Source organism: Faecalibacterium hominis (ex Afrizal et al. 2022) (genome assembly GCF_049545105.1).
GTDB classification, from domain to species: Bacteria; Bacillota; Clostridia; order Oscillospirales; family Ruminococcaceae; genus Faecalibacterium; species Faecalibacterium duncaniae.
Genome location: NZ_CP186860.1, coordinates 913,741 through 933,313 on the forward strand (window position 1 = coordinate 913,741; position 19,573 = coordinate 933,313).

Annotated in this window: 16 protein-coding genes and 1 other annotated feature; of the genes, 3 read left to right on the forward strand and 13 right to left on the reverse strand. The window is 58.1% G+C overall.

Going from position 1 to position 19,573, the window contains the following annotated elements; all coding sequences use genetic code 11:
* Nucleotides 1-3 precede the first annotated feature (3 nt).
* Both pheT and pheS read right to left on the reverse strand, forming a co-directional pair.
* The gene (pheT, locus tag ACKXGA_RS04405) at nt 4-2,415 is read right to left on the reverse strand and encodes a phenylalanine--tRNA ligase subunit beta (protein WP_423730174.1); all 2,412 of its coding nucleotides are present in this window, start codon (nt 2,413-2,415) and stop codon (nt 4-6) included.
* A gap of 18 nt (nt 2,416-2,433) precedes the next feature.
* On the reverse strand, nt 2,434-3,456 hold the full coding sequence (pheS, locus tag ACKXGA_RS04410) for a phenylalanine--tRNA ligase subunit alpha (protein WP_005930972.1): 1,023 nt from the start codon (nt 3,454-3,456) through the stop codon (nt 2,434-2,436).
* A gap of 86 nt (nt 3,457-3,542) precedes the next feature.
* Nucleotides 3,543-3,784: a binding site (T-box leader), on the reverse strand.
* A 357-nt stretch (nt 3,785-4,141) separates the two neighbouring features.
* Between pheS and ACKXGA_RS04415 the strand changes: the two genes are divergently transcribed.
* Nucleotides 4,142-5,347, forward strand: a complete 1,206-nt coding sequence (locus ACKXGA_RS04415; protein ID WP_423730175.1) for an MFS transporter — start codon at nt 4,142-4,144, stop codon at nt 5,345-5,347.
* A gap of 54 nt (nt 5,348-5,401) precedes the next feature.
* On the opposite strand, the gene ACKXGA_RS04420 is transcribed toward ACKXGA_RS04415, so the two are convergent.
* The 9 genes from ACKXGA_RS04420 to ACKXGA_RS04460 all read right to left on the reverse strand — a co-directional run bounded on the left by ACKXGA_RS04420 (nt 5,402) and on the right by ACKXGA_RS04460 (nt 15,887).
* Nucleotides 5,402-6,844 (reverse strand): TrkH family potassium uptake protein, encoded by a 1,443-nt coding sequence (locus tag ACKXGA_RS04420; protein ID WP_005930985.1) that lies wholly within the window; start codon nt 6,842-6,844, stop codon nt 5,402-5,404.
* Nucleotides 6,845-6,856: 12 nt separating this feature from the next.
* On the reverse strand, nt 6,857-8,215 hold the full coding sequence (gene trkA / locus ACKXGA_RS04425) for a Trk system potassium transporter TrkA (protein ID WP_423730176.1): 1,359 nt from the start codon (nt 8,213-8,215) through the stop codon (nt 6,857-6,859).
* 47 nt (nt 8,216-8,262) lie between these two features.
* Nucleotides 8,263-9,582 (reverse strand): thymidine phosphorylase, encoded by a 1,320-nt coding sequence (locus ACKXGA_RS04430; RefSeq protein ID WP_423730177.1) that lies wholly within the window; start codon nt 9,580-9,582, stop codon nt 8,263-8,265.
* Between the two features lie 155 nt (nt 9,583-9,737).
* A complete protein-coding gene (locus ACKXGA_RS04435) occupies nt 9,738-10,655 on the reverse strand; it encodes an ABC transporter permease (RefSeq protein WP_423730178.1) in 918 nt (305 codons plus the stop codon).
* Between the two features lies 1 nt (nt 10,656).
* Complete coding sequence (locus tag ACKXGA_RS04440) at nt 10,657-11,826, reverse strand: ABC transporter permease (protein ID WP_156069987.1); 1,170 nt, start codon at nt 11,824-11,826, stop codon at nt 10,657-10,659.
* 6 nt (nt 11,827-11,832) lie between these two features.
* A complete protein-coding gene (locus tag ACKXGA_RS04445) occupies nt 11,833-13,341 on the reverse strand; it encodes an ABC transporter ATP-binding protein (RefSeq protein WP_423730383.1) in 1,509 nt (502 codons plus the stop codon).
* Between the two features lie 261 nt (nt 13,342-13,602).
* Entirely contained in the window at nt 13,603-14,778 is a 1,176-nt protein-coding gene (locus tag ACKXGA_RS04450) for a BMP family lipoprotein (protein ID WP_035393669.1), read from the reverse strand.
* A gap of 202 nt (nt 14,779-14,980) precedes the next feature.
* Complete coding sequence (locus tag ACKXGA_RS04455) at nt 14,981-15,430, reverse strand: cytidine deaminase (protein ID WP_005931014.1); 450 nt, start codon at nt 15,428-15,430, stop codon at nt 14,981-14,983.
* Nucleotides 15,431-15,443: 13 nt separating this feature from the next.
* Nucleotides 15,444-15,887, reverse strand: coding sequence for a GNAT family N-acetyltransferase (locus ACKXGA_RS04460; RefSeq protein WP_215666093.1), 444 nt, complete (start codon nt 15,885-15,887; stop codon nt 15,444-15,446).
* 147 nt (nt 15,888-16,034) lie between these two features.
* Between ACKXGA_RS04460 and ACKXGA_RS04465 the strand changes: the two genes are divergently transcribed.
* Both ACKXGA_RS04465 and ACKXGA_RS04470 read left to right on the forward strand, forming a co-directional pair.
* Nucleotides 16,035-16,301: a type II toxin-antitoxin system RelB/DinJ family antitoxin gene (locus ACKXGA_RS04465; protein WP_005931018.1), complete on the forward strand. Its 267-nt coding sequence runs from the start codon at nt 16,035-16,037 to the stop codon at nt 16,299-16,301.
* Entirely contained in the window at nt 16,302-16,565 is a 264-nt protein-coding gene (locus tag ACKXGA_RS04470; protein WP_097773600.1) for a Txe/YoeB family addiction module toxin, read from the forward strand.
* Nucleotides 16,566-16,616: 51 nt separating this feature from the next.
* On the opposite strand, the gene deoD is transcribed toward ACKXGA_RS04470, so the two are convergent.
* Both deoD and ACKXGA_RS04480 read right to left on the reverse strand, forming a co-directional pair.
* Nucleotides 16,617-17,336, reverse strand: a complete 720-nt coding sequence (gene deoD, locus ACKXGA_RS04475; RefSeq protein WP_223384058.1) for a purine-nucleoside phosphorylase — start codon at nt 17,334-17,336, stop codon at nt 16,617-16,619.
* Between the two features lie 224 nt (nt 17,337-17,560).
* Nucleotides 17,561-19,447: a peptidoglycan DD-metalloendopeptidase family protein gene (locus ACKXGA_RS04480; protein WP_423730179.1), complete on the reverse strand. Its 1,887-nt coding sequence runs from the start codon at nt 19,445-19,447 to the stop codon at nt 17,561-17,563.
* Nucleotides 19,448-19,573: the final 126 nt, after the last annotated feature.

Here is a 19,573-nt window from a genome sequence, read left to right on the forward strand (position 1 = left end):
CGTTTATCGGATCTCAATGCCCAGCTTGAACTTCAGGTTGCCCAGCACCTTCTTAACGGTGCGCTCGACCTGATCAGCGGAGATCTCCGCACTGGGGTCAGACAGGGTCAGGGAGAAGGCCATGCTCTTCTTGCCCTCGCCCAGGTTTGCGCCGCGGTAGATATCGAACAGCTTGACCTCGGTGATGAGGGAGCTTGCCTTCTTGATGGTGTCCTCGATCTCGCCGCAGGTGACCTTTTCCTCGCAGACAAGGGCCAGGTCACGCTTGACGGCAGCGTAGGGGCTCAGCGGCTTATAGCGCAGCTCACCGTCCACACAGGACATCAGAGCCTCATAGTCCAGCTCACCCAGATAGATGTTCTGGCTGTCCTTCTGGTCCTTTGCGATCTCCAGCTCGCCGTTGATCTCGTTGGAGAGCTTGCCGAACACGCCCAGACGCTTGCCGTTGCAGTAGACAGCGGCGCTGATGCCGGGGTGGAGCCACGGGGTGGTCTCGCGCTCGTAGGTGAAGGTCAGGTCAAAGCCTGCGGCCAGCGCCTCCATTGCACCCTTGACGGTGAAGAAGTCCTCCTCGGGGCCAAAGGCACCAATGCAGAGGGTCTGACGCTCATGGGGATGCTCGCTGATGGGCAGCTCCTTGGCCAGATAGACGGGAGCCATCTCGAACAGGCGGCCCTCGGCATTGCCCTTCTTGAGGTTGTCCACGATGACGTTCAGCATGGACGGGGTCAGCAGGGTGCGCATGATGGACAGGTTCTCGCTGATGGGGTTCAGGATGCGGATGGCCATGCGGGCGGCATCGTCTGAAGGGATGTGCAGCATATCCAGCTCCGCGTTGGAGTAGAAGGCCAGGGTGGAGGCCTCATAGAAGCCCTGTGCAGCCAGCAGGCGCTTGGTCTTGAGCTGCTGCTTCTGTGCGTAGTTCAGGCCGCCGTTGGTGACAGAGGCGGTGTTCAGGAAGGTGGGGTTGATGTGGTCATAGCCGTACTCACGGATGACCTCCTCCGCCAGATCGGGGAAGCTCTCCACATCCTCACGGTAGAGAGGAGCAGACACATCCCAGCTGCCATCGGCCTGCACATCCACGGTGAACTCCAGGCGCTGCAGGATATCGATCATGGTCTGCTCGGGCACAGTGATGCCCAGCACACCGCAGATCTTGGCAGGGGTAGTCACGATGTGCTTGCGCTCCAGCGGACGGCCATCGGTCAGGTCATACTCGAGGGTGGTGATATCGCCGCAGTCCAGCTCCTGGATCAGGTGCAAGGCACGGGCCAGGCCCAGCTCGGGAGAGTTGCGGTCCACACCCTTTTCATAGCGGGCAGAGGAATCACTGTTCTGGCCCAGGGCACGGCTGGTCTTGCGGACGCAGTCACGGGCGAAGGTGGCGCACTCGAACAGCAGGCTGGTGGTGTTCTCATCCATGCCGGAGTTGGCACCGCCCATGATGCCGGCCAGAGCCACAGGCTTCTCGGCATCGCAGATGACCAGATTGTTGGGGTTCAGGGTGAACTCCTTTTCATCGAGGGTCACGATCTTCTCACCCTCGTGGGCACGGCGCACATCAATGGTGCGGCCGACGACCTTGTTCAGGTCAAAGGCGTGCATGGGCTGGCCCATTTCCAGCAGGGTGTGGTTGGTGATATCCACCACGTTGCTGATGGAGCGCAGGCCGCACAGGGCCAGATGACGCTTCATCCAGCGGGGAGATTCGCCCATGCGGATGTTGCGGACGTAGTGTGCCATATAACGGGGGCACAGGTCGGGGGCCTCCACCTGGACGGTAATGGGAGCATCCGGCTCACAGACAGCCTTGTAATCCATGGCGGGCATGTGCAGGGGCTTGCCCAGAATGGCAGCGACCTCGCGGGCAATGCCCAGCACGGACTGGCAGTCAGGGCGGTTTGCGGTGATGGAGATATCGAAGATATAGTCATCCAGGCCGACAACGGGTGCAATGTCGGTGCCGGGAACGGAATCCTCGGGCAGGATGAGCAGGCCATAGACCTCAGAGCCCGGGAACAGGTCATCGTTCAGGCCCAGCTCCTCGCCGGAGCAGAGCATACCGTTGGACTCCACGCCCTGCATCTTGCGGGCCTTGATCTTGATGCCGCCGGGCAGGGTGGAGCCATCCAGAGCGGCGGGCACACAGTCGCCCAGCTTCATATTGGCGGCACCGGTGCTGATGCGGATATCGTGGCCGTAGTCACCGCAGTCCACCACACACTTGGTCAGGTGGGTGCCCTCCTGCTTTTCCATCTCCACGATCTTGCCAACGACCACCTTGCTGATGCCTGCATCCAGCGGGATCAGCTCTTCCACCTCAAAGCCGCAGGAGAACAGCTTCTCCTCCAGCTCCTGAGCGGTAACGTCGATATCAACGAATTCTTTTAACCAACTGAAAGGTACTTTCATTGTCTGTTCTCTCCCCTCTTATTCATGGAACTGCTTGAGGAACTGCAGGTTGTTCTCGAACATCAGGCCGATGTTGTTGATGCCGTACTTCAGCATGGCGATGCGCTCGATGCCAATGCCGAAGGCGAAACCGGAATACTCATCCGGGTCAATGTTGCAGTTCTCCAGCACCTTGCGGTTGACAACACCGCCGCCCAGAACTTCGATCCAGCCGGTGTGCTTGCACAGGGGGCAGCCCTTGCCGCCGCACTCAAAGCAGCTGACATCGACCTCCACACTGGGCTCGGTGAAGGGGAAGTAAGAGGGACGCAGGCGGGTGCGGGTGTCCTTGCCGAACAGCTTCTGCACAAAGGTGTTCAGTGCGCCCTGCAGGTCGCCCAGGGTGATGCCCTTATCCACGACCAGGCCTTCCATCTGGTGGAACATGGGGCTGTGGGTGGCATCGGAATCGGAACGGAACACACGGCCGGGGATCAGCACCTTGATGGGCGGCTTCTGGCTGTCCATGGTGCGGATCTGGCCGCCGGAGGTCTGGGTGCGGAGCAGGAATTCGTCGGACAGGTAGAAGGTATCCTGCATATCGCGGGCGGGGTGATCCTTGGGCACGTTCAGGCGGGTGAAGTTGTGGTCGTCGTCCTCGATCTCAGGTGCGTCGGCCACGGCAAAGCCCATGCCGGAGAACACGTCGATGATCTGGTTGGTGACCAGCGTCAGGGGGTGCAGACCACCCACCGTGCGGGTCTTGGCGGGCAGGGTGATGTCCACGGTCTCAGCGGCGTTGCGGGCGGCCAGCTCGGCCTCCTTCACCTTGGCAGCGGCGGCATCGTAGTCTGCCTGCACCTTCTGCTTGAGCTCGTTGATGATCTTGCCCATGGCGGGGCGCTCTTCGGGCGCGACAGAGCGCAGATTCTTCATCAGCGCGGGGATCTTGCCGTTTTTGCTCAGATATTCCTGCCAGAACGAGGCCAGCGTCTCCTTGGAAGAGACCTGACCGAGGCTCTCTGCGGCCTGTTTGGCCAGCTCGTCGATCATTGCTTGCATGGAAATTCTCTCCTTCTCAGTTCGTGTTTTCAAAGCGGGGCAGCAAAAAAAGGCCCCGTCCCCTGCCGGGCCATTTCTGGCCGGACAAAAGGGACGAAGCCTTTGCAAATCCAATGCTCCGCGGTACCACCCGGTTTCCGCCCTGCACAAAGAAGGGCGGCTCTCAAACGCCGTAACGGGGCGCGCCGTCCTGCCCTAATAGAAACCGTTCGGGCAGGCCGCTCAGGAGCGAACTTCGGCACACACCCACGCGGAAGCCCTTTCAGCCGGTGAAGCTTCTCTCTTTGCTGTGGAACTGCATGCGTACTCTCTCCGTCGCTGCGTTTTCAAGATATTCAGGTTTCATAACCGGATATCATCTTACCACACTTTGGGCCTGTTTGCAAGCCGGGGCGGCACTTTTTCCCTGAATTTTACGGTTTTGCTTGTATTTTGGCCGAAAGTATGGTATTGTAAGCGTAACGTTTTACTGAAAGGAGGGTACACCCAGATGGGTTGGAATGGCTGCATCTTTTTCAAAAAAGGTCAGATTTAATACTTTCCGGCTCGAAGTGTACCCTTTTGTCTCTTTCAGCAAAGCGTGGAGCATGATTTTCAGCGCCGCGCAGCTTTGCTGTGGGGCGCTTTTGTTTTGGGTACACTTTCTATTTTGAATCATTCACTATAAATAGAAAGGGTGTTTCCAATGGATCATAAACTCAATTTAAAAAAGCAGCTCGCCTGCATTTATACTTCTGATCTCTTCTCCGGCCTGCGCATCACGGATGCGGTATGGGTGGCCCTGCTGGCGGCCCGGGGCTTCTCCCTGTGGGAGATTGGCCTGGCCGAGAGCGTGTTCCATGTTGTCAGCCTGCTGTGTGAGGTGCCCAGCGGCATGGCGGCAGACCTGCTGGGCCGGAAAAAGACCCTCGTGTCCGGCGGCGTGTGCATGGTCCTGCAAAGCCTGCTGATGGCCTTTGCGTCAGACCTATTCACCATCTGCCTTGCCATGGGGCTGAACGCGCTGGCTATGACCATGTTTTCCGGCACCTCCACGGCGCTGCTCTACGACAGCCTGAAACAGGAGGGCTGCGAAGAGGAATACATTCAGGTCTCTGCCAACGGCTCCCAGATCTCCATGCTGGCCAACGCCATAGGCTCCATGGCCAGCATCCTGAACCGGTTTCTCGGCTACGCGGGCTTTTATCTGCTGAACGCCGCCTTTGAGGGTGCTTCTGCCCTTGCCAATATGCTACTTGCGGAGCCCATCGTCACTGAGTCGCAGGCCAGCCGGGAAAAGCACCCGCTGCACGCTCTGCCCGAACAGTTCCGCCAGCTGGTGCAGGACAGCCTGCATGTCCTGCGCACCTGCCCAATGGCGGTGAAGCTTATCGCATCCAGCGCCCTCATCAGCGTGCCCAGTTACCTGACCAAGATGTTTTTGCAGCAGCGGCTCGTTGAGCTGGGCTGGCCCACAGAGCTGCTCTTCCTTCCCCTGCTGCTGGGCGGTCTGGCCTGCGTTGCGGGCACTGAGATCGGCCGCAGGGTGAGATGCCGTTCCATGCGGCGGCTCTACACAGCCTGTGCCCTGCTCTGCGGTGTGGGCACTCTGCTGGTGGGTGCTGCGCCTGCCTGGGGCGGCATCCTGGGCATGATGCTGGTGCAGGGTGTGTTGGAGGTCTATCTGCTCCACGAGAGCCAGAAGCTGAACGATGCCATCCCCAGTGACCAGCGGGCCACCCTCATCAGCGTGGACGGCATGGCATACAGCCTGCTGATGATTCCCGCAAGTCCTCTGGTGGGTGCTGTCGGCGATGCCTTCGGGCAGGCTGGTGCGGGCCTTGCCCTGCTGGGCGGGGTCATCGTGCTGAGCGGCGTGGCGCTCTTGGGGAAAAAGCCGCAGGAATCCTGATACAGCAAAAAGCGGATGCGTTCCGGTGGGAGCGCATCCGCTTTGTTATTTTGCTCAGAACCGCCGCCAGGTGTCCGGCATAAAGAACACCAGCATGGGGAAGATCTCCAGACGGCCCGCCAGCATGTCAAAGATCATAACCAGCTTGGCGGGGTTGGAGTAGCTGCCAAAGTTCATCATGGGGCCCACCTGGGCAAGGCCCGGGCCGATGTTGTTCAACGTGGCGGCAATGGCGGTGAAGTTGGTCACCATGTCAAAGCCATCCAGACTGATGAGGAAGAAGGATGCCGCAAAGATGAAGATGTAGGCGGCCACATAGACATTGGTGGCACGGATGGTCTCATGGTTGACCACCTTGCCGTCCATCCGGACAGGGGCCACCACCTGCGGGTGAAGGGCCTGCTTGAGCTCCTTGCCCACAGTCTTGCCCATCAGCAGGAGGCGGCTGACCTTCATGCCGCCGCCGGTGCTGCCTGCGCAGGCACCCACAAACATCAGCATGACAAGGATCTCCTTGGAGAGGGTGGGCCACAGGTCAAAATCACAGCTGGAAAATCCTGTGGTGGTAATGATGGAACCCACCTGGAAGGCGGCGTGGCGCAGGGCCTCGCCCAAGCCGTTGTACATGCTGTAAATGTTGGCCGTGATGATGACCACAGCCACACCGATGATCACAAAGTAGGCGCGCACCTCCTCGCTAGCGGCAGCGCGGCGGAAGCGGCGCATCAGCAGCAGGAAATAGGCGTTGAAGTTCACGCCAAACAGGATCATAAAGATGGTCACGACCCACTGGACATAGGGCGACATGCTGGCAAAACTGTCATTGCGGAAGCCGAAGCCGCCGGTGCCCGCTGTACCAAAGGAGGTAAGCAGAGCTTCAAACACCGGCATCCCGCCAAACAACAGGAACACGAACTCGATGACAGTCAGGCCAAAATAAATGCCATAGAGGATCTTTGCCGTGGACTGCACCTTGGGCACCAGCTTATCCACCTGCGGGCCGGGGCTTTCGGCTTTCATCAGGTTGACATGGGAGCCGCCGGTCAGGGGCAGCAGGGAGAGCAGGAACACCAGAACGCCCATGCCGCCGATCCAGTGGGTGAAGCTGCGCCAGAACAGGATGCCCCTGGGCAGGTCCTCCACGGCGGGCAGGATGCTGGCACCGGTGGTGGTGAAGCCGGAAACGGTCTCAAACATGGCATCCACCGGGTTGGGAATGCTGCCCGTGAGCACAAAGGGCACCGCGCCCACCACACTGATGAGCAGCCAGCAGAGCGCCGTGGTGGCAAAGCCCTCCCGCATATAGAAGATCTGGCTCTTGGGCTTGATGCGGTGGAGCAGAGCGCCCGCCACCGCAGAAAGCGCTGCCGTGAGCAGGAACACGCCCAGCACCATCCACTCACCGTAGATCAGGCTGGCCATGGCGGGCAGCAGGAGCAGCGCGGCTTCGCAATAGAGGATGTAGCTCAGCAGCCGCAGAACGATCGCATAATTCATGCCGCGCCTCCGTTAATCTTCCACGATGTCCCGCAGGTCATGCAGGCCGTGCTCCAGCGTGACCACGATAACGTTGTCGCCCACCTGGATCTCATCGCCGCCGCGCGGGATCTTGATCTCGTTGCCGCGGGTGATGCAGCAGAGCAGCAGGTTCTTTTTCAGGTGGAGCTGGCTCAGGGGCACACCGGTGGCGCGGCTCTTCTCATGGACCGTAAATTCCAGCGCCTCCACACGGTCGTCCAGAATGCGGTACAGGGTCTTGATGTTGCTGCCTGCCTCGTTCTGCAAAGCGCGCACATACTGCACGATGTAATCGCAGGTCATGTACTTGGGGTAGACGATGCTGCCCAGATCAAGCCCGGCCAGGATATCATCAAATTCCAGGCGGTTGATCTTGGTGACCAGCTTGCCATTGGAATGCTTCTTGGCAAACAGGGTCAGCAGGACATTTTCCTCGTCGATGTTGGTCAGGGCCACAAAGGCCTCGGTGGAGGTCAGGCCCTCGGAGAGCAGGAACTCGCGGTTGGAGCCGTCCTCACACAGGATCTGTGCCTCGGGCAGGGCCTGGGCCAGCACATCGCAGCGGGCAGGGTCCCGCTCCACGATCCGCACCCGGACATGGTTTTCCAGCAGCTCCTGGCTCAGGTAGAAGGCAATGGCACCGCCGCCCACGATGAGGGCATTGCGCACCGGACGCACGGCCAGATGGATGCGCTGGAAGAACTCGTGGGCCTTTTCCTGCGTTGCAAGAAAGGTGACCTGATCGCCGGTCTGGAGCACAAAATTACCGTTGGGGATGATGACCCCGCCGTTGCGCTCCACGGCACAGACCAGGATATCGCTCTTGAGCCGGGTGGGGATTTCCCGGATGGCCACACCGTCCAGTGCCTGCGCCTCGGTCAGGGTGAACTTGATCAGCCGCACCCGGCCTTCCGCAAAGGTATCGATCTTGCTGGCACCGGGGAAGCGCAGCAGGTGGGAGATCTCCCGCGCCGCCGCCATCTCCGGGTTGATGATGGCCGAAATGCCGATCTGCTTTTTGATGAAGTCCAGCTCATGGCTGTAGGAGGGGTTGCGCACACGGGCAATGGCGTGGCAGTGGCCCGCCTTTTTGGCAAACATGCAGCAGAGCAGGTTCAGCTCGTCCGAGCCGGTGACCGCAATGAACACGTCCGTTTCCTCGATCCCTGCCTCGGACAGCGTTGTGATGGAGGAGCCGTTGCCGGTAATGCCCATCACGTCATAGGATTCGCTGATATGCTCCACACGGGCCTTGTTGGTATCGATGACCGTGACATTGTGGCCTTCCTCGCTGAGCTGTCGTGCCAGCGCTGTGCCGACCTTGCCGCAGCCCACCAGAATGATCTTCATAGAAAATGTCCTTTCCGTCCCTCCCGCCTTGCGGGAAGAATGCTTTCTCAGTAGCGCTCCACGCCGTCCTTGGTGACAAGGGCGTAGACCAGCGGGGCCTCCTCGGGCTTTTCCGCACCATAGACCAGACCGCTGCGGTACTCCGCAGCAGCGGCTTCAAACTTATCTGCCGCACCATAGAAGGTAGCCAGGCTTTCGCCCTTGTGCACATAGTCGCCGCGCTTTTTGTGCAGGGTGATGCCGGCCGCAAAGTCCAGCGGGTCTCCCTTCTTCTGGCGGCCAGCGCCCAGCAGCACACTGGCAGAGCCGATTTTCTCGGCATCGTTGGCCACGATGTAGCCATCCTGCTCGGCCAGCAGCTCAAAGCTGGCCGCGGGCTGCTCAAACAGGCTGTAATCGTCCAGCACACGGGTGTCGCCGCCCTGGGCCGCAAACATCTCCTTGCACTTGGCAAAGGCAGATCCGTCCGCGATCACAGCCTCGGCCATGGCACGGCACGCGTCACGGCTGCCCTTGCCTGCCAGCACCAGCATATTGGCGGCCAGCTGCAGGCAGACCTCGGTCAGGTCGGCAGGGCCCTTGCCCTTGAGCACGTCCATGCTCTCCATGACCTCAAGGCTGTTGCCGATGTTGCGGCCCAGCGGGGTATCCATATCCGTGATCATGGCGGCCACCCGGCGGCCATGGTGGGTGCCGATGGCAACCATCAGCTCAGCCAGCTCAATGCTCTGGTCCACGGTCTTCATAAAGGCACCGGTGCCGGTGGTCACATCCAGCAGGATGGCATCGGAGCCGGAGGCCAGCTTCTTGGACATGATGGAAGAGGCGATCAGCGGGATGCAGCTGACCGTGGCGGTCACATCCCGCAGGGCGTACATCTTCTTATCCGCCACGGCAATGCCCTCGCTCTGGCCAATGACCGACAGCCCGATCTTGTTCACCTGGGCAAAGAACTCCTCCTGCGAAAGGGCAGTTCTGGTGCCGGGCACGCTCTCCATCTTGTCAATGGTGCCGCCGGTATGGCCCAGGCCGCGGCCGCTCATCTTGGCGATCTTTACACCGCAGGCCGCCACCACAGGGGCGATCACAAGGGTGGTCTTATCGCCCACGCCGCCGGTGGAGTGCTTATCCACCTTGATGCCGGGGATGGGGGAAAGATCGACCATCACGCCGCTGTGGGCCATCACGTCCGTCAGCTCGGCTGTTTCTTCGTTGGTCATGCCGCGCAGGTAGACCGCCATCATCCAGGCAGCCATCTGGTAATCGGCCACTTCCCCACTGACAAAGCCGTTGACAATGGCCTCCAGCTCTTCCCGGGTGTGGGTACCGCCATCGCGCTTTTTCGCAATCAGATCATAAATACGCATCGCAATTCTCCTGTCTGACAGTATGACTTTCAATAAATTCCATTATAACAGACTTTTTGACAAAGGCAATCCACATTCCGTCTCCTTTGTCGGGTTTTGAACACCAAGGGCGCAGCTGCCCGGAAAAGCAGCTGCGCCCTTGGAACAAACCTCGCTCAGCGGGAACCCTTGTCGTAAGGGATACCCTCAGCCTTGGGGGCCATGCTGTTTTTGGAGGTAAAGGCCAGAATGATCATGGATGCGATGAACGGCATCATGTTATAGATGTTGCTGGACCAGTGGAGCTGCGCCAGGAAGGTGGAGTCCGCAATGTTTGCCAGGCTCTTGAACACGGCAAAGAACATGGCGGCGGCACAGATGTTGAAAGGCTTCCACTGGCCAAAGATCATAACAGCCAGTGCAAGGAAACCCGCGCCAGCCACGCCGACCTCAAAGTTCCAGGTCTGGACAGGGGGCACGATGTAGGCCAGACCGCCGATAGCGCCCAGCGCACCGGAAAGCAGCACACCCGCGTAGCGCATCTTGTAGACGTTGATGCCCACAGAATCGGCTGCCTGAGGATGTTCGCCGCAGGCGCGCAGGCGCAGGCCGAAGCGGGTCTTGTACAGCACCACATAGCTGATAATGAGCAGCACGATGCCCAGCGGGACAAAGATGCTCAGCTCCAGGCCGCCGATGCTGAACAGGAACGGCTTGTTGGAATAGTTCAGCTTGGCGCTGCCGCTGTCGCTGAAATACTTTGCAATGACCACGGCTATGGCGGTGGCCAGCAGGTTCAGGGCTGTGCCGCCGATGGTCTGGTCCGCTTTCAGGTTGATGGAGGCAAAGGCCAGCAGCAGGCTGTACACCATGCCGGCCAGCGCAGCCACCAGGACCGAGATCAGCACCACCAGGAACGGCGACATGTCGGCCGGAAGCAAGGTCAGGGTCAGAACACCCGCCACACCGCCGATGACCATGATGCCTTCCAGCGCGATGTTGATGATGCCGGAGTGCTCACTGAACATACCGCCCAGTGCCACCAGCATCAGGACGATGCCATACAGCAGGGTATATTTGATCAAAAGCAGCATCTTACTTGCCCTCCTTCTTCGCGTTGGCCTTTTCCGCCGGGGCAGGCTCTGCGTTCACATTGGTCTTGTCCGCATTCTTGAACAGCAGCTTCTGGATCTTGCCGCGGAACAGCATGGAGAATGCACACAGGTAGATGATGATGCCGCTGATCAGGTCGGCGATCTCCGTGGGGTAATACTTGGTGGAAAGGAAGGTGCCGCCCACCGAGATGTGGGAGATGAACAGGGCCGAGAAGATGGTGCCAATGGGGTTGGAGCTTGCCAGCAGGGCAACGGAGATGCCGTTGAAGCCCATGGCGGGCAGGCTGGTGGAGTTCAGGGGGTTCCACTGGCCCACGTTGGACAGGTAGAACAGGCCCGCGCCAAAGCCTGCCAGCGCACCGGCAATGGCCATGGAGAGGATGATGTTCTTTTTTTCGTTGATACCGGCGTAGCGGGCAGCGCTCTTGTTCAGGCCGACCGCCTTCAGCTCATAGCCAAAGGTGGTCTTGTTCAGCACCACCCAGATCAGGATGGCCACCACAGCGGCCAGGAAGATGGCGATGGTGGTGCTGTTGGTCTGGAACAGCTTGTTCAGGCCGAAGTCCGGGATAACGGACTGGGCGAAATCTGCGTTCTTGCCCAGGTTCAGGGTGCGTGTGTTGCGCACATCGTACATGGGGCCGGTGCCGTTCTGGTAGACCAGCTCATTGACGAGGTACAGGCCGATCCAGTTGAACATAATGGAGGTAATGACCTCGTTGATGTTGAAGTAGGCCTTGAAGAAACCGGGGATGGCGCCCCACAGACCGCCCAGAATGGCCGCAGCCAGCAGGCAGACGAACCAGGGCAGCTTGAGCATGATGGCACAGTAGAGGGCACCGTAAGCGCCCAGCGTGTACTGACCGGCGGCACCGATGTTGAACAGGCCGGTCTTGAAGGCAAAGCCCACGGAAAGGCCGGTCATGATCAGGGGCGCGGCGTTGGCCAGCTCCTTGCCGACACCATAGGGGGCATCATGGAAGCCGCCCTTGAGGATGCGGACAAAACCGTCTGCCCATGCGTGGGCCGGGTTGATGGCCAGCAGCACGAGGAAGCCCACAAACAGACCGATCAGGATACACAGCAGGGCAGCCATCACGCTGGTGACAGAACCCTGCAGCCCGTTGTGGGAAAGTTTTTTGTTTTTCATTTCTGCTTACTCCTTTCCCTGCTTGCGGGCACCGGCCATGTACAGGCCCAGCTCCTGAACCGTGGTGGTCTTGGGGTCAAACTCGCCCACGATCTCACCCTCGTACATCACAAGGATCCGGTCAGAGAGGTTCATCACCTCGTCCAGCTCCAGACTGACCAGCAGCACAGCCTTGCCCTTGTCGCGCTCATTCACAATCTGCTTGTGGATATACTCAATGGCACCGACATCCAGGCCGCGGGTGGGCTGCACTGCCACCAGCAGCTTGGGATCTTTGTCGATCTCACGGGCAATGATCGCCTTCTGCTGGTTGCCGCCGGACATGCTGCGCACGATGGTGGCGCTGCCCTGGCCGCTGCGCACGTCATACTGGGCGATCAGCTTATCAGAGTACTCCCGCACCTTTTCACTGCGGATAAAGCCGTTGTGCTGGAACTCGGGCTGCCAGTAGCGCTGGAGCACCATATTGTTTTCCAGGCTGTAATCCAGCACCAGACCATGCTTGTGGCGGTCCTCAGGGATATGGCTCATGCCGTCCTTGGAGCGCTGGCGGATGCTCTCGTTGGTGATCTCCTTGCCGTCCAGCAGCACCTTGCCGCTGTTGAACTTTTCCAGACCAGTCAGGCCGTAGACAAACTCGGTCTGGCCGTTGCCCTCGATTCCCGCCAGACAGACGATCTCACCGCCACGTACCTGGAAGGAGACGTTCTTGACGTCATCCTTTTTGTGCTGGGCGTTGTGCATGGTAACGTTCTGCACGTCCAGCACCACCTCACCGGGGGCGGCGGGCTTTTTGTCCACCTGCAGCTGAACATCGCGGCCGACCATCATGCGGGAAAGCTCTTCCTTGGTGGTGTCCTTGATGTCCACAGTGCCCATATACTTGCCCTTGCGCAGAACCGTGCAGCGGTCTGCCACTGCCATGATCTCGTTGAGCTTGTGGGTAATGAAGAGGATGGATTTGCCTTCCTTCTTGAACCCGCGCATGATCTCCATCAGCTCGTCGATCTCCTGCGGGGTCAGAACAGCGGTGGGCTCATCAAAGATCAGGATCTCGTTGTCGCGGTAGAGCATCTTCAGGATCTCAACACGCTGCTGCATACCAACAGAGATATCACTGATGAGTGCATCGGGGTCCACACGCAGGCCGTACTTCTCGCTCAGGGCCATGACCTTCTTGCGGGCCTCAGCCTTCTGCAAAAAGCCCAGCTTATTGGGCTCCACGCCCAGAATGATGTTATCCAGCACGCTGAAGCATTCCACCAGCTTGAAGTGCTGGTGCACCATGCCGATGCCCAGCGCATTTGCATCGTTGGGGTTGCGGACAGCGACCTCCTTGCCGTTCTTGAAGATCTTACCGGCTTCCGGCTGGTACAAGCCGAACAGCACGCTCATCAGCGTACTTTTGCCAGCGCCGTTTTCGCCCAGCAGGGCATGTACCTCGCCCTTACGCAGCTGCAGGGTGATATCATCGTTTGCCTTGATTCCAGGGAACTCCTTGGTAATGTGGAGCATCTCGATCACAAAATCCTCTGCCAATCTGCTCACTCTCCTTTCGTGTCAAATCGACACCTATACTATTCTGTGTACCATTATACCGTATTTTTGCGGTTTTGCACACTTCTTTTTGATTTTTTGGCGGGATGTACTCATATAAGTATTACTTTTGTGCAAGCTGCACGATTTTTCGCGAGACAAAAACGACCCTCTCCGTCAAAGCCTGGCGGCAATGACGGAGAGGGTCGTTCCCTGCAGCCCTTGCGGACTGTTCAAATTTTACTGGATGTAGGTGACGTTGGTGAACTCGCTGACGGTAGGCTTGGTAGCGTCGTCAGAGCTGTTGTCAACAACGATCTCGCCGGAAGCGATCTTCTGCTTCAGCTCCTCGTACTCCTCAACCGTGAAGGTCTCGAAGTTCCAGCTGTCCTCATCGGTGGGCAGGCCGATGTAATCGCCGTCCTCCAGACCAAAGTTGCCGTTGGTTGCTGCGATGGTGCTCCACTCGCCTGCCTCGATGTCGGACAGAGAAGTAGAAACAGCCTCAGACAGGCCCTTCATAGCGGAGGTGATGAACGGGTTGTAAGCATAGGTGCCATCAGCAACGCCGTTTGCGCCGATGTAGTTCTGGTCAACGTCAACGCCGATGACGTAGCCGTTGTTCTTCAGGGCAGCCTCAACAGCGGAGGTGTAGATACCGCCGCCGCAGGCAAAGACGACCTGAGTGCCGTTGGAGTACCAGCCCTCCATACGGGAGGTGATGTTGGCATCGCCGTAGAACTGACCGCCGTAGAAGTAGTTGATGTCGATGTTCTGGCCCAGCTCCTGAGCAGCAGCATCAGCGCCCTGCACAAAGCCGTAGCCGTAACGGATGACAGCGGGAACAGCCATGCCGCCCAGGAAGCCCAGCTTGGTCTTGCCGTCCTTGGCAATGGCGTAACCTGCCAGATAGCCTGCCTGCTCCTCCTTGAAGGTGATGCAGTAGCAGTTGGAGGGGATCTCATCGGTGCCGATATCGCCCTGGGTGACATCGATAGCGACGAACTTGACATCGGGGTACTGCTCAGCAGCCCATGCCAGAGAAGCACCATACAGGTAGCCAACGCAGACAATGACCTCAGCGCCGTCGTTGACAGCCTGACGGATCATGGTCTCACGATCCTCATCGGAAGCGTCAGCCTCGGGGATGTAGTACTGGCAGTCATCGCCCATGTAGCTGGAAACAGCGCTCCAGCAAGCCTGGTTGAAGCTCTCGTCATCGATCGTGCCGGTATCGCAGGTCAGAGCGACCTTTGTGATCTTGCTGGCAGCCTCGGAGCCAGCCTCAGAAGCTGCAGAGGAAGCAGTGGAGGAAGCGGTGCTGGTGGAAGAGGAAGAACCACCGCAGGCGGTCAGAGCAGCGGCAGCAGCTGCAGCGCCAGCCACAGCCAGGAAGTTACGACGAGAAATCATCATAAGAAAACTCTCCTTTTTATACATTAAAAATTGCGCTTTACTATGGGAATGCGCACACTTGCACACTTACTGACCCAAGTATAGCCGGGTCATGTGAGGAAAGCAAGACATTTCCGATTACAAAATCTTTACAGATTTTTTGTAAAATTCGCGTAAAAGTCGTACTTTTTCGCCAATTTTGGCAAAATCTCCGCTTCCCGCCTCACTCTTCCACGGCTTTGTTGCCCGCCACGTTGGAGGGGCCAAAGCCGAAGGGCAGCAGCTCGTCCATGCTGCGCTCGATGAAATCATCGGGGGTCTTTGCCATGATGACGTTCAGCTCCGGCCCGCCGAACTCAAACAGCGCCTGACGGCAGACCCCGCAGGGTGAGGTGATCTGCTTGTTCACCTCGCCGCGGCGGGAGCCCACCACGGCAATATCAGTGAAGCGGGTCACGCCCTCACTCACCGCCTTGAACAGGGCCGTACGCTCAGCACAGCTGGTGGGGGTGAAAGCAGCGTTTTCCACATTGCAGCCGGTGAAGATGCGGCCATCTTCGGCCCGCAGGGCAGCACCCACCATAAAGTCGGAGTAGGGCACATAGGCCTGCTCCCGGGCTTCCAGTGCCATCCGGATCAGGGCTTTCTTTTCGTCTAAAGTCAGATTGGTCATAGGGGCCTCCTTTTCATTCTAAAGTATAAACAAACGTTTCTGCGTCTTTCTGAACAAATCCTATACTTTCAAACATTTTGCGGGACTGCTTGTTGAAGGAATAAATTTCTGCATAGCATTGCGGATATTTCTTCTCTTTTGCCAGTGCAAGAATCTTCCCAATCACTGTTCTCCCAATGTGCCGATTCTGATACTCTTTGCAGACCACAATCGAAATTTCTCCGCTTGTCTGCAAGCATACATCTCCGCACAGAATGCCCTTATATCCAATGTAGAACAAATCACCATGACTATCCAGATACTGGTACATATTTTTCAGGATAGGCAGGTCATAAATGCGATTCTGATTATCTACATGATGGCACAGTTCTGCGTCCTGATACCACGGAAGGGCAATTTCATAGGCTGGGTAATAAGGTACAAGGCAGATATCCTGATTTGGTTGAAAGTCGTTCATCTTTCATCCCCTCTTTTGCACTTCAATTATACGGCGTGTTCTCAAATTCTTCAAGAGATTTCTCGTTGTTCATTTATTATGTAATGAAAGTTCTTGCATTTTTCATTACAGACGTATATAATAGAATCAAGAAAGAGGTGTATTAGAATGGCAAATGCAGTCAATGTGAACTTCCGGATGGACCCAGACCTGAAACGCAGCATGGAAGAGGTTTGCGCCGAGATGGGACTTTCTATGACAACGGCATTCACGATTTTCGCCAAAAAAGTTTCCCGGGAGCACCGCATTCCCTTTGAGGTTTCCGCCGACCCGTTCTACTCGGAAAGCAACATCAATCATCTCCGCCAGATCGTCCACGACATCGATACCGGAAAAGCCAAGCTCACTGAGCACGATTTGATCGAGGTAGATTAAATGAGATTGCTTTGGGAAGAGGAAGCATGGGAGGACTACTGCCTTTGGCAGACGCGAGACAAAAAGCTGCTGAAGCGTATCAACACACTTCTGAAAGACATCCAGCGGAACTCCTACGAGGGCATTGGAAAACCCGAGCCCTTAAAAGGTGATTTGAGTGGATGGTGGAGCCGCCGCATCGACGATACGCACCGCATTGTTTATAAAGAGCAGGACGGCAATATCATTATCGCATCCTGTTTCGGTCATTATAGTGACACTTAAAACATAAAAGGGTTGTTGTCGTGTGACAACAACCCTTTTTGTGAATGCAAATCAGTACTCCGCGCCCAGTGCGACCTTCATCATGTTGGTGAAGCTGGTCTGGCGCTGCTCGGCGGTGGTGATCTCCGGGGAGACAAAGCTGTCGGAGATGGTCAGCAGGCAGGCGGCGTTCTTGCCCAGGACCTGAGCGTTGGCGAAGAGGGCAAAGCTCTCCATCTCCACACACAGGCAGCCGCGCTCATCCCGCAGCTTTTCCCAGTAGGTGGGCTTTTCATCGGAGGGCTGGCGATAGAACACATCGGAGGAATGGATGTTGCCCTCGATCAGGGGGATGCCCTGCTTTGCGGCGGAAGCGCGCAGCTTGTCGTTCAGGGTCTGGCTGGGCAGGGTGAGGTCTCCCTCAAAGCCGCTCTGGACCCGGGCATAATTGCTCTCGCTCACGGCACCGGCGGCCAGCACCACATCGAACAGCTTGGCTTTGTCGGTGTAGCTGCCGGCAGAGCCGATGCGGATGATGTTGTCCACATCGTAGAACTTGTACAGCTCGTAGGAGTAGATGCCGATGGAGGGCATTCCCATGCCGCTGCCCATCACACTGATGGGGCGGCCCTCATAGGTGCCGGTAAAGCCCAGCATTCCACGGACACCGGTGACCTGGCGGACATCCTCGAGGAAGGTATCCGCGATGAACTTTGCCCGCAGCGGATCGCCGGGCATCAGGACGGTCTTTGCGAAATCGCCTTTTTCAGCGCTGATGTGGGGTGTTGCCATAATCATTCTCCTTTTTGTTTGTAAAATAAACCTCTCAGGCGCTTCATGCCAGCATACGAGTTGCGGCTCCCAGCGTCCACTTCGTGCAAAGTATTGCACTCGTGTCCTGCTGGCCGCTGCCCCAACAACGCCCCCCTTCATCCGCCACTGGCGGCGGTCGTCGTTGTTGCCTGATAGGGGAGCCAAGTTTATGCTTCGCATTGACGGAGAGGTTCTGTTCTGATTTATCGCTTCCCGGAGAACACGCTCTGCGGTGCGATGTACGAGCCATTGCGGCGGATCTCGAAGTGGCAGTGGTTGCCGGAAGAGCGGCCCGTGCTGCCCACATAGCCGATGAGCTGGCCCTGCCGCACGGTCTGGCCCGCACTGACCGCCAGAGACAGGCAGTGGGCATAGACCGTGGTATAACCGCCGGAGTGGCTGATGATCACAGAATAACCATAGCCCGTACCGGCACCGGCCTTGTTATAACCCGCCTTGGTCACGGTGCCGCCCGCCGATGCATAGATGGGCGTACCGGCAGAGGCACAGATATCCACGCCCTTGTGGCCGCTGCCATACCAGCGCGAGCAGTTGCGGTACCCCGGCACAGGCCAGATGAACTGACCGCTGCCGCCGATGTATGCCGCCGCACCGTTCTTCGTGACCTTCTTGGTGCCAACGACCACCTTTTTGTTCACCGGCTCCCGGATGGTCTCAGTGGAAAGGATGGTCTGCTCCAGCAGCACGCCGTTGGTATCGTAGACGTTCTGCATGGTGACGCGGCGCAGGCCGTTCTCGCCCTCCTGCAGGGTCTTGGTGGTTCCCTTGGTGTACTCGTTGGACTGGGTGGTCTCGGTGCTGAAGGGGATCTCCTCCTCCCGCGTCTCCACCTTGGTGATGCGGACTTCCAGCAGAGCCTCCTGCTTGGTCACGATCAGCTGATCGCCCTCCTGGATATTGGAGTCCTCGGCCAGGGGAGCACCCTTGAAATTCGTATTCAGGGCACACAGCTCCCGGAAGGTCAGGTCGTTCTTCTGGGCAATGGCCCACAGGGTATCGCCCGCCTTGACCGTGTAGATCTTCTCCTGCTGCTGCACGCCGGTCAGCATATTCTCAATGGAATTGTCATCCTCAAAGCTGTCGTTGAAATAGACTCCATCTTCCAGCGTCACATTTTTGCTAAAGCCCACGCTGACATTCTCGTCTGCCTGATCCTCGTAGGGGGCCAGCAGGCTCTCCAGATAGCCGCGCAGGGTGTCACCATCGGAGCAGACTGCCGTCAGCTCCCCATCCAGATACAGAGCGGTGCCCTCACTGATCTGGTCACTGGCGCTCTGCAGAATGGCGTTTGCCGTCTCGCTCTCATCCATGGTCTTGTGGGTCACGGAGATGGTATAGGTCGGCTCGATGGTCAGCTCGGTCTTGTCCGAACCGGCGTAGTTGATGCGCTGCATCACATCCTCTTTTGCGAGGTTGAACACTTCCTCATTGGCCACATAGCCAACGGTCTGGCCGTTCACCTGCACAGCCAGCGCATAGGGCTGGGCCATCGTCCTGTTCCAGACCGTGACGAACACGGCCAGCATACACAGGGGCAGGATGTACATTGCTGTCCGGGGCAGCAGGCTCAGGTTGCGCTTGAGCCCGCCCACAAAATAGCGCCCGGCCGCTTTTACGGAAGCACCAAAGCCCCGCTCCCGGCGCACATCGTTGGCGTGGGCCGCCACAGCGCCGAGGCCCTTGAAAAACAGGTAAAGCGGTGCCAGCAGATCCTTGAACATCTGCGCCGCACCGGGAAAGGCTGTTGCAATGATGGTATGCAGGGCATTCCTGCACCAGCGGGCCAGTTTGCGGGCCACAGCAGCAATACCGCGCCCCGTGCGCACCACCATGTACTCTGCCGCAAAGCCCAGTGCATAGAGTGCCTCGCCAACTGCCAGCACCACGGCACTGGCCCGCAGCTTTTTGGTCACATCATTCATGTGCCGCTGCGTTTTGCGGCGGAAACGGTGCCGCCGCAGCAGGCCGGAGATCTGGACCTTTGCCCAGAAGCTTCGCAGTTTTTCTCTGCCCTTCACCGGCGCTGCAGGAGCCTGGCTCTGCGGCTCCTTTGTTTTTTCTTCGATCAAAAGGGGTTGCTCCTTCCTGACGTTTTGGGTCGAAAGTTACAAATTCATATCAATTATACACCCTGCCCGGGCTGATACAAGGTTTGTCACAGAATTTGGGCAGAGCTTTCACAGAGGTTTCACTTT

Excerpts from the sequence above, each read along its gene's own strand:
- pheT (WP_423730174.1), bottom strand. The coding sequence starts at position 2,415 with ATGAAAGTACCTTTCAGTTGGTTAAAAGAATTCGTTGATATCGACGTT.
- pheS (WP_005930972.1), bottom strand. The coding sequence starts at position 3,456 with ATGCAAGCAATGATCGACGAGCTGGCCAAACAGGCCGCAGAGAGCCTC.
- ACKXGA_RS04415 (WP_423730175.1), top strand. The coding sequence starts at position 4,142 with ATGGATCATAAACTCAATTTAAAAAAGCAGCTCGCCTGCATTTATACT.
- ACKXGA_RS04420 (WP_005930985.1), bottom strand. The coding sequence starts at position 6,844 with ATGAATTATGCGATCGTTCTGCGGCTGCTGAGCTACATCCTCTATTGC.
- trkA (WP_423730176.1), bottom strand. The coding sequence starts at position 8,215 with ATGAAGATCATTCTGGTGGGCTGCGGCAAGGTCGGCACAGCGCTGGCA.
- ACKXGA_RS04430 (WP_423730177.1), bottom strand. The coding sequence starts at position 9,582 with ATGCGTATTTATGATCTGATTGCGAAAAAGCGCGATGGCGGTACCCAC.
- ACKXGA_RS04435 (WP_423730178.1), bottom strand. The coding sequence starts at position 10,655 with ATGCTGCTTTTGATCAAATATACCCTGCTGTATGGCATCGTCCTGATG.
- ACKXGA_RS04440 (WP_156069987.1), bottom strand. The coding sequence starts at position 11,826 with ATGAAAAACAAAAAACTTTCCCACAACGGGCTGCAGGGTTCTGTCACC.
- ACKXGA_RS04445 (WP_423730383.1), bottom strand. The coding sequence starts at position 13,341 with ATGCTCCACATTACCAAGGAGTTCCCTGGAATCAAGGCAAACGATGAT.
- ACKXGA_RS04450 (WP_035393669.1), bottom strand. The coding sequence starts at position 14,778 with ATGATGATTTCTCGTCGTAACTTCCTGGCTGTGGCTGGCGCTGCAGCT.
- ACKXGA_RS04455 (WP_005931014.1), bottom strand. The coding sequence starts at position 15,430 with ATGACCAATCTGACTTTAGACGAAAAGAAAGCCCTGATCCGGATGGCA.
- ACKXGA_RS04460 (WP_215666093.1), bottom strand. The coding sequence starts at position 15,887 with ATGAACGACTTTCAACCAAATCAGGATATCTGCCTTGTACCTTATTAC.
- ACKXGA_RS04465 (WP_005931018.1), top strand. The coding sequence starts at position 16,035 with ATGGCAAATGCAGTCAATGTGAACTTCCGGATGGACCCAGACCTGAAA.
- ACKXGA_RS04470 (WP_097773600.1), top strand. The coding sequence starts at position 16,302 with ATGAGATTGCTTTGGGAAGAGGAAGCATGGGAGGACTACTGCCTTTGG.
- deoD (WP_223384058.1), bottom strand. The coding sequence starts at position 17,336 with ATGGCAACACCCCACATCAGCGCTGAAAAAGGCGATTTCGCAAAGACC.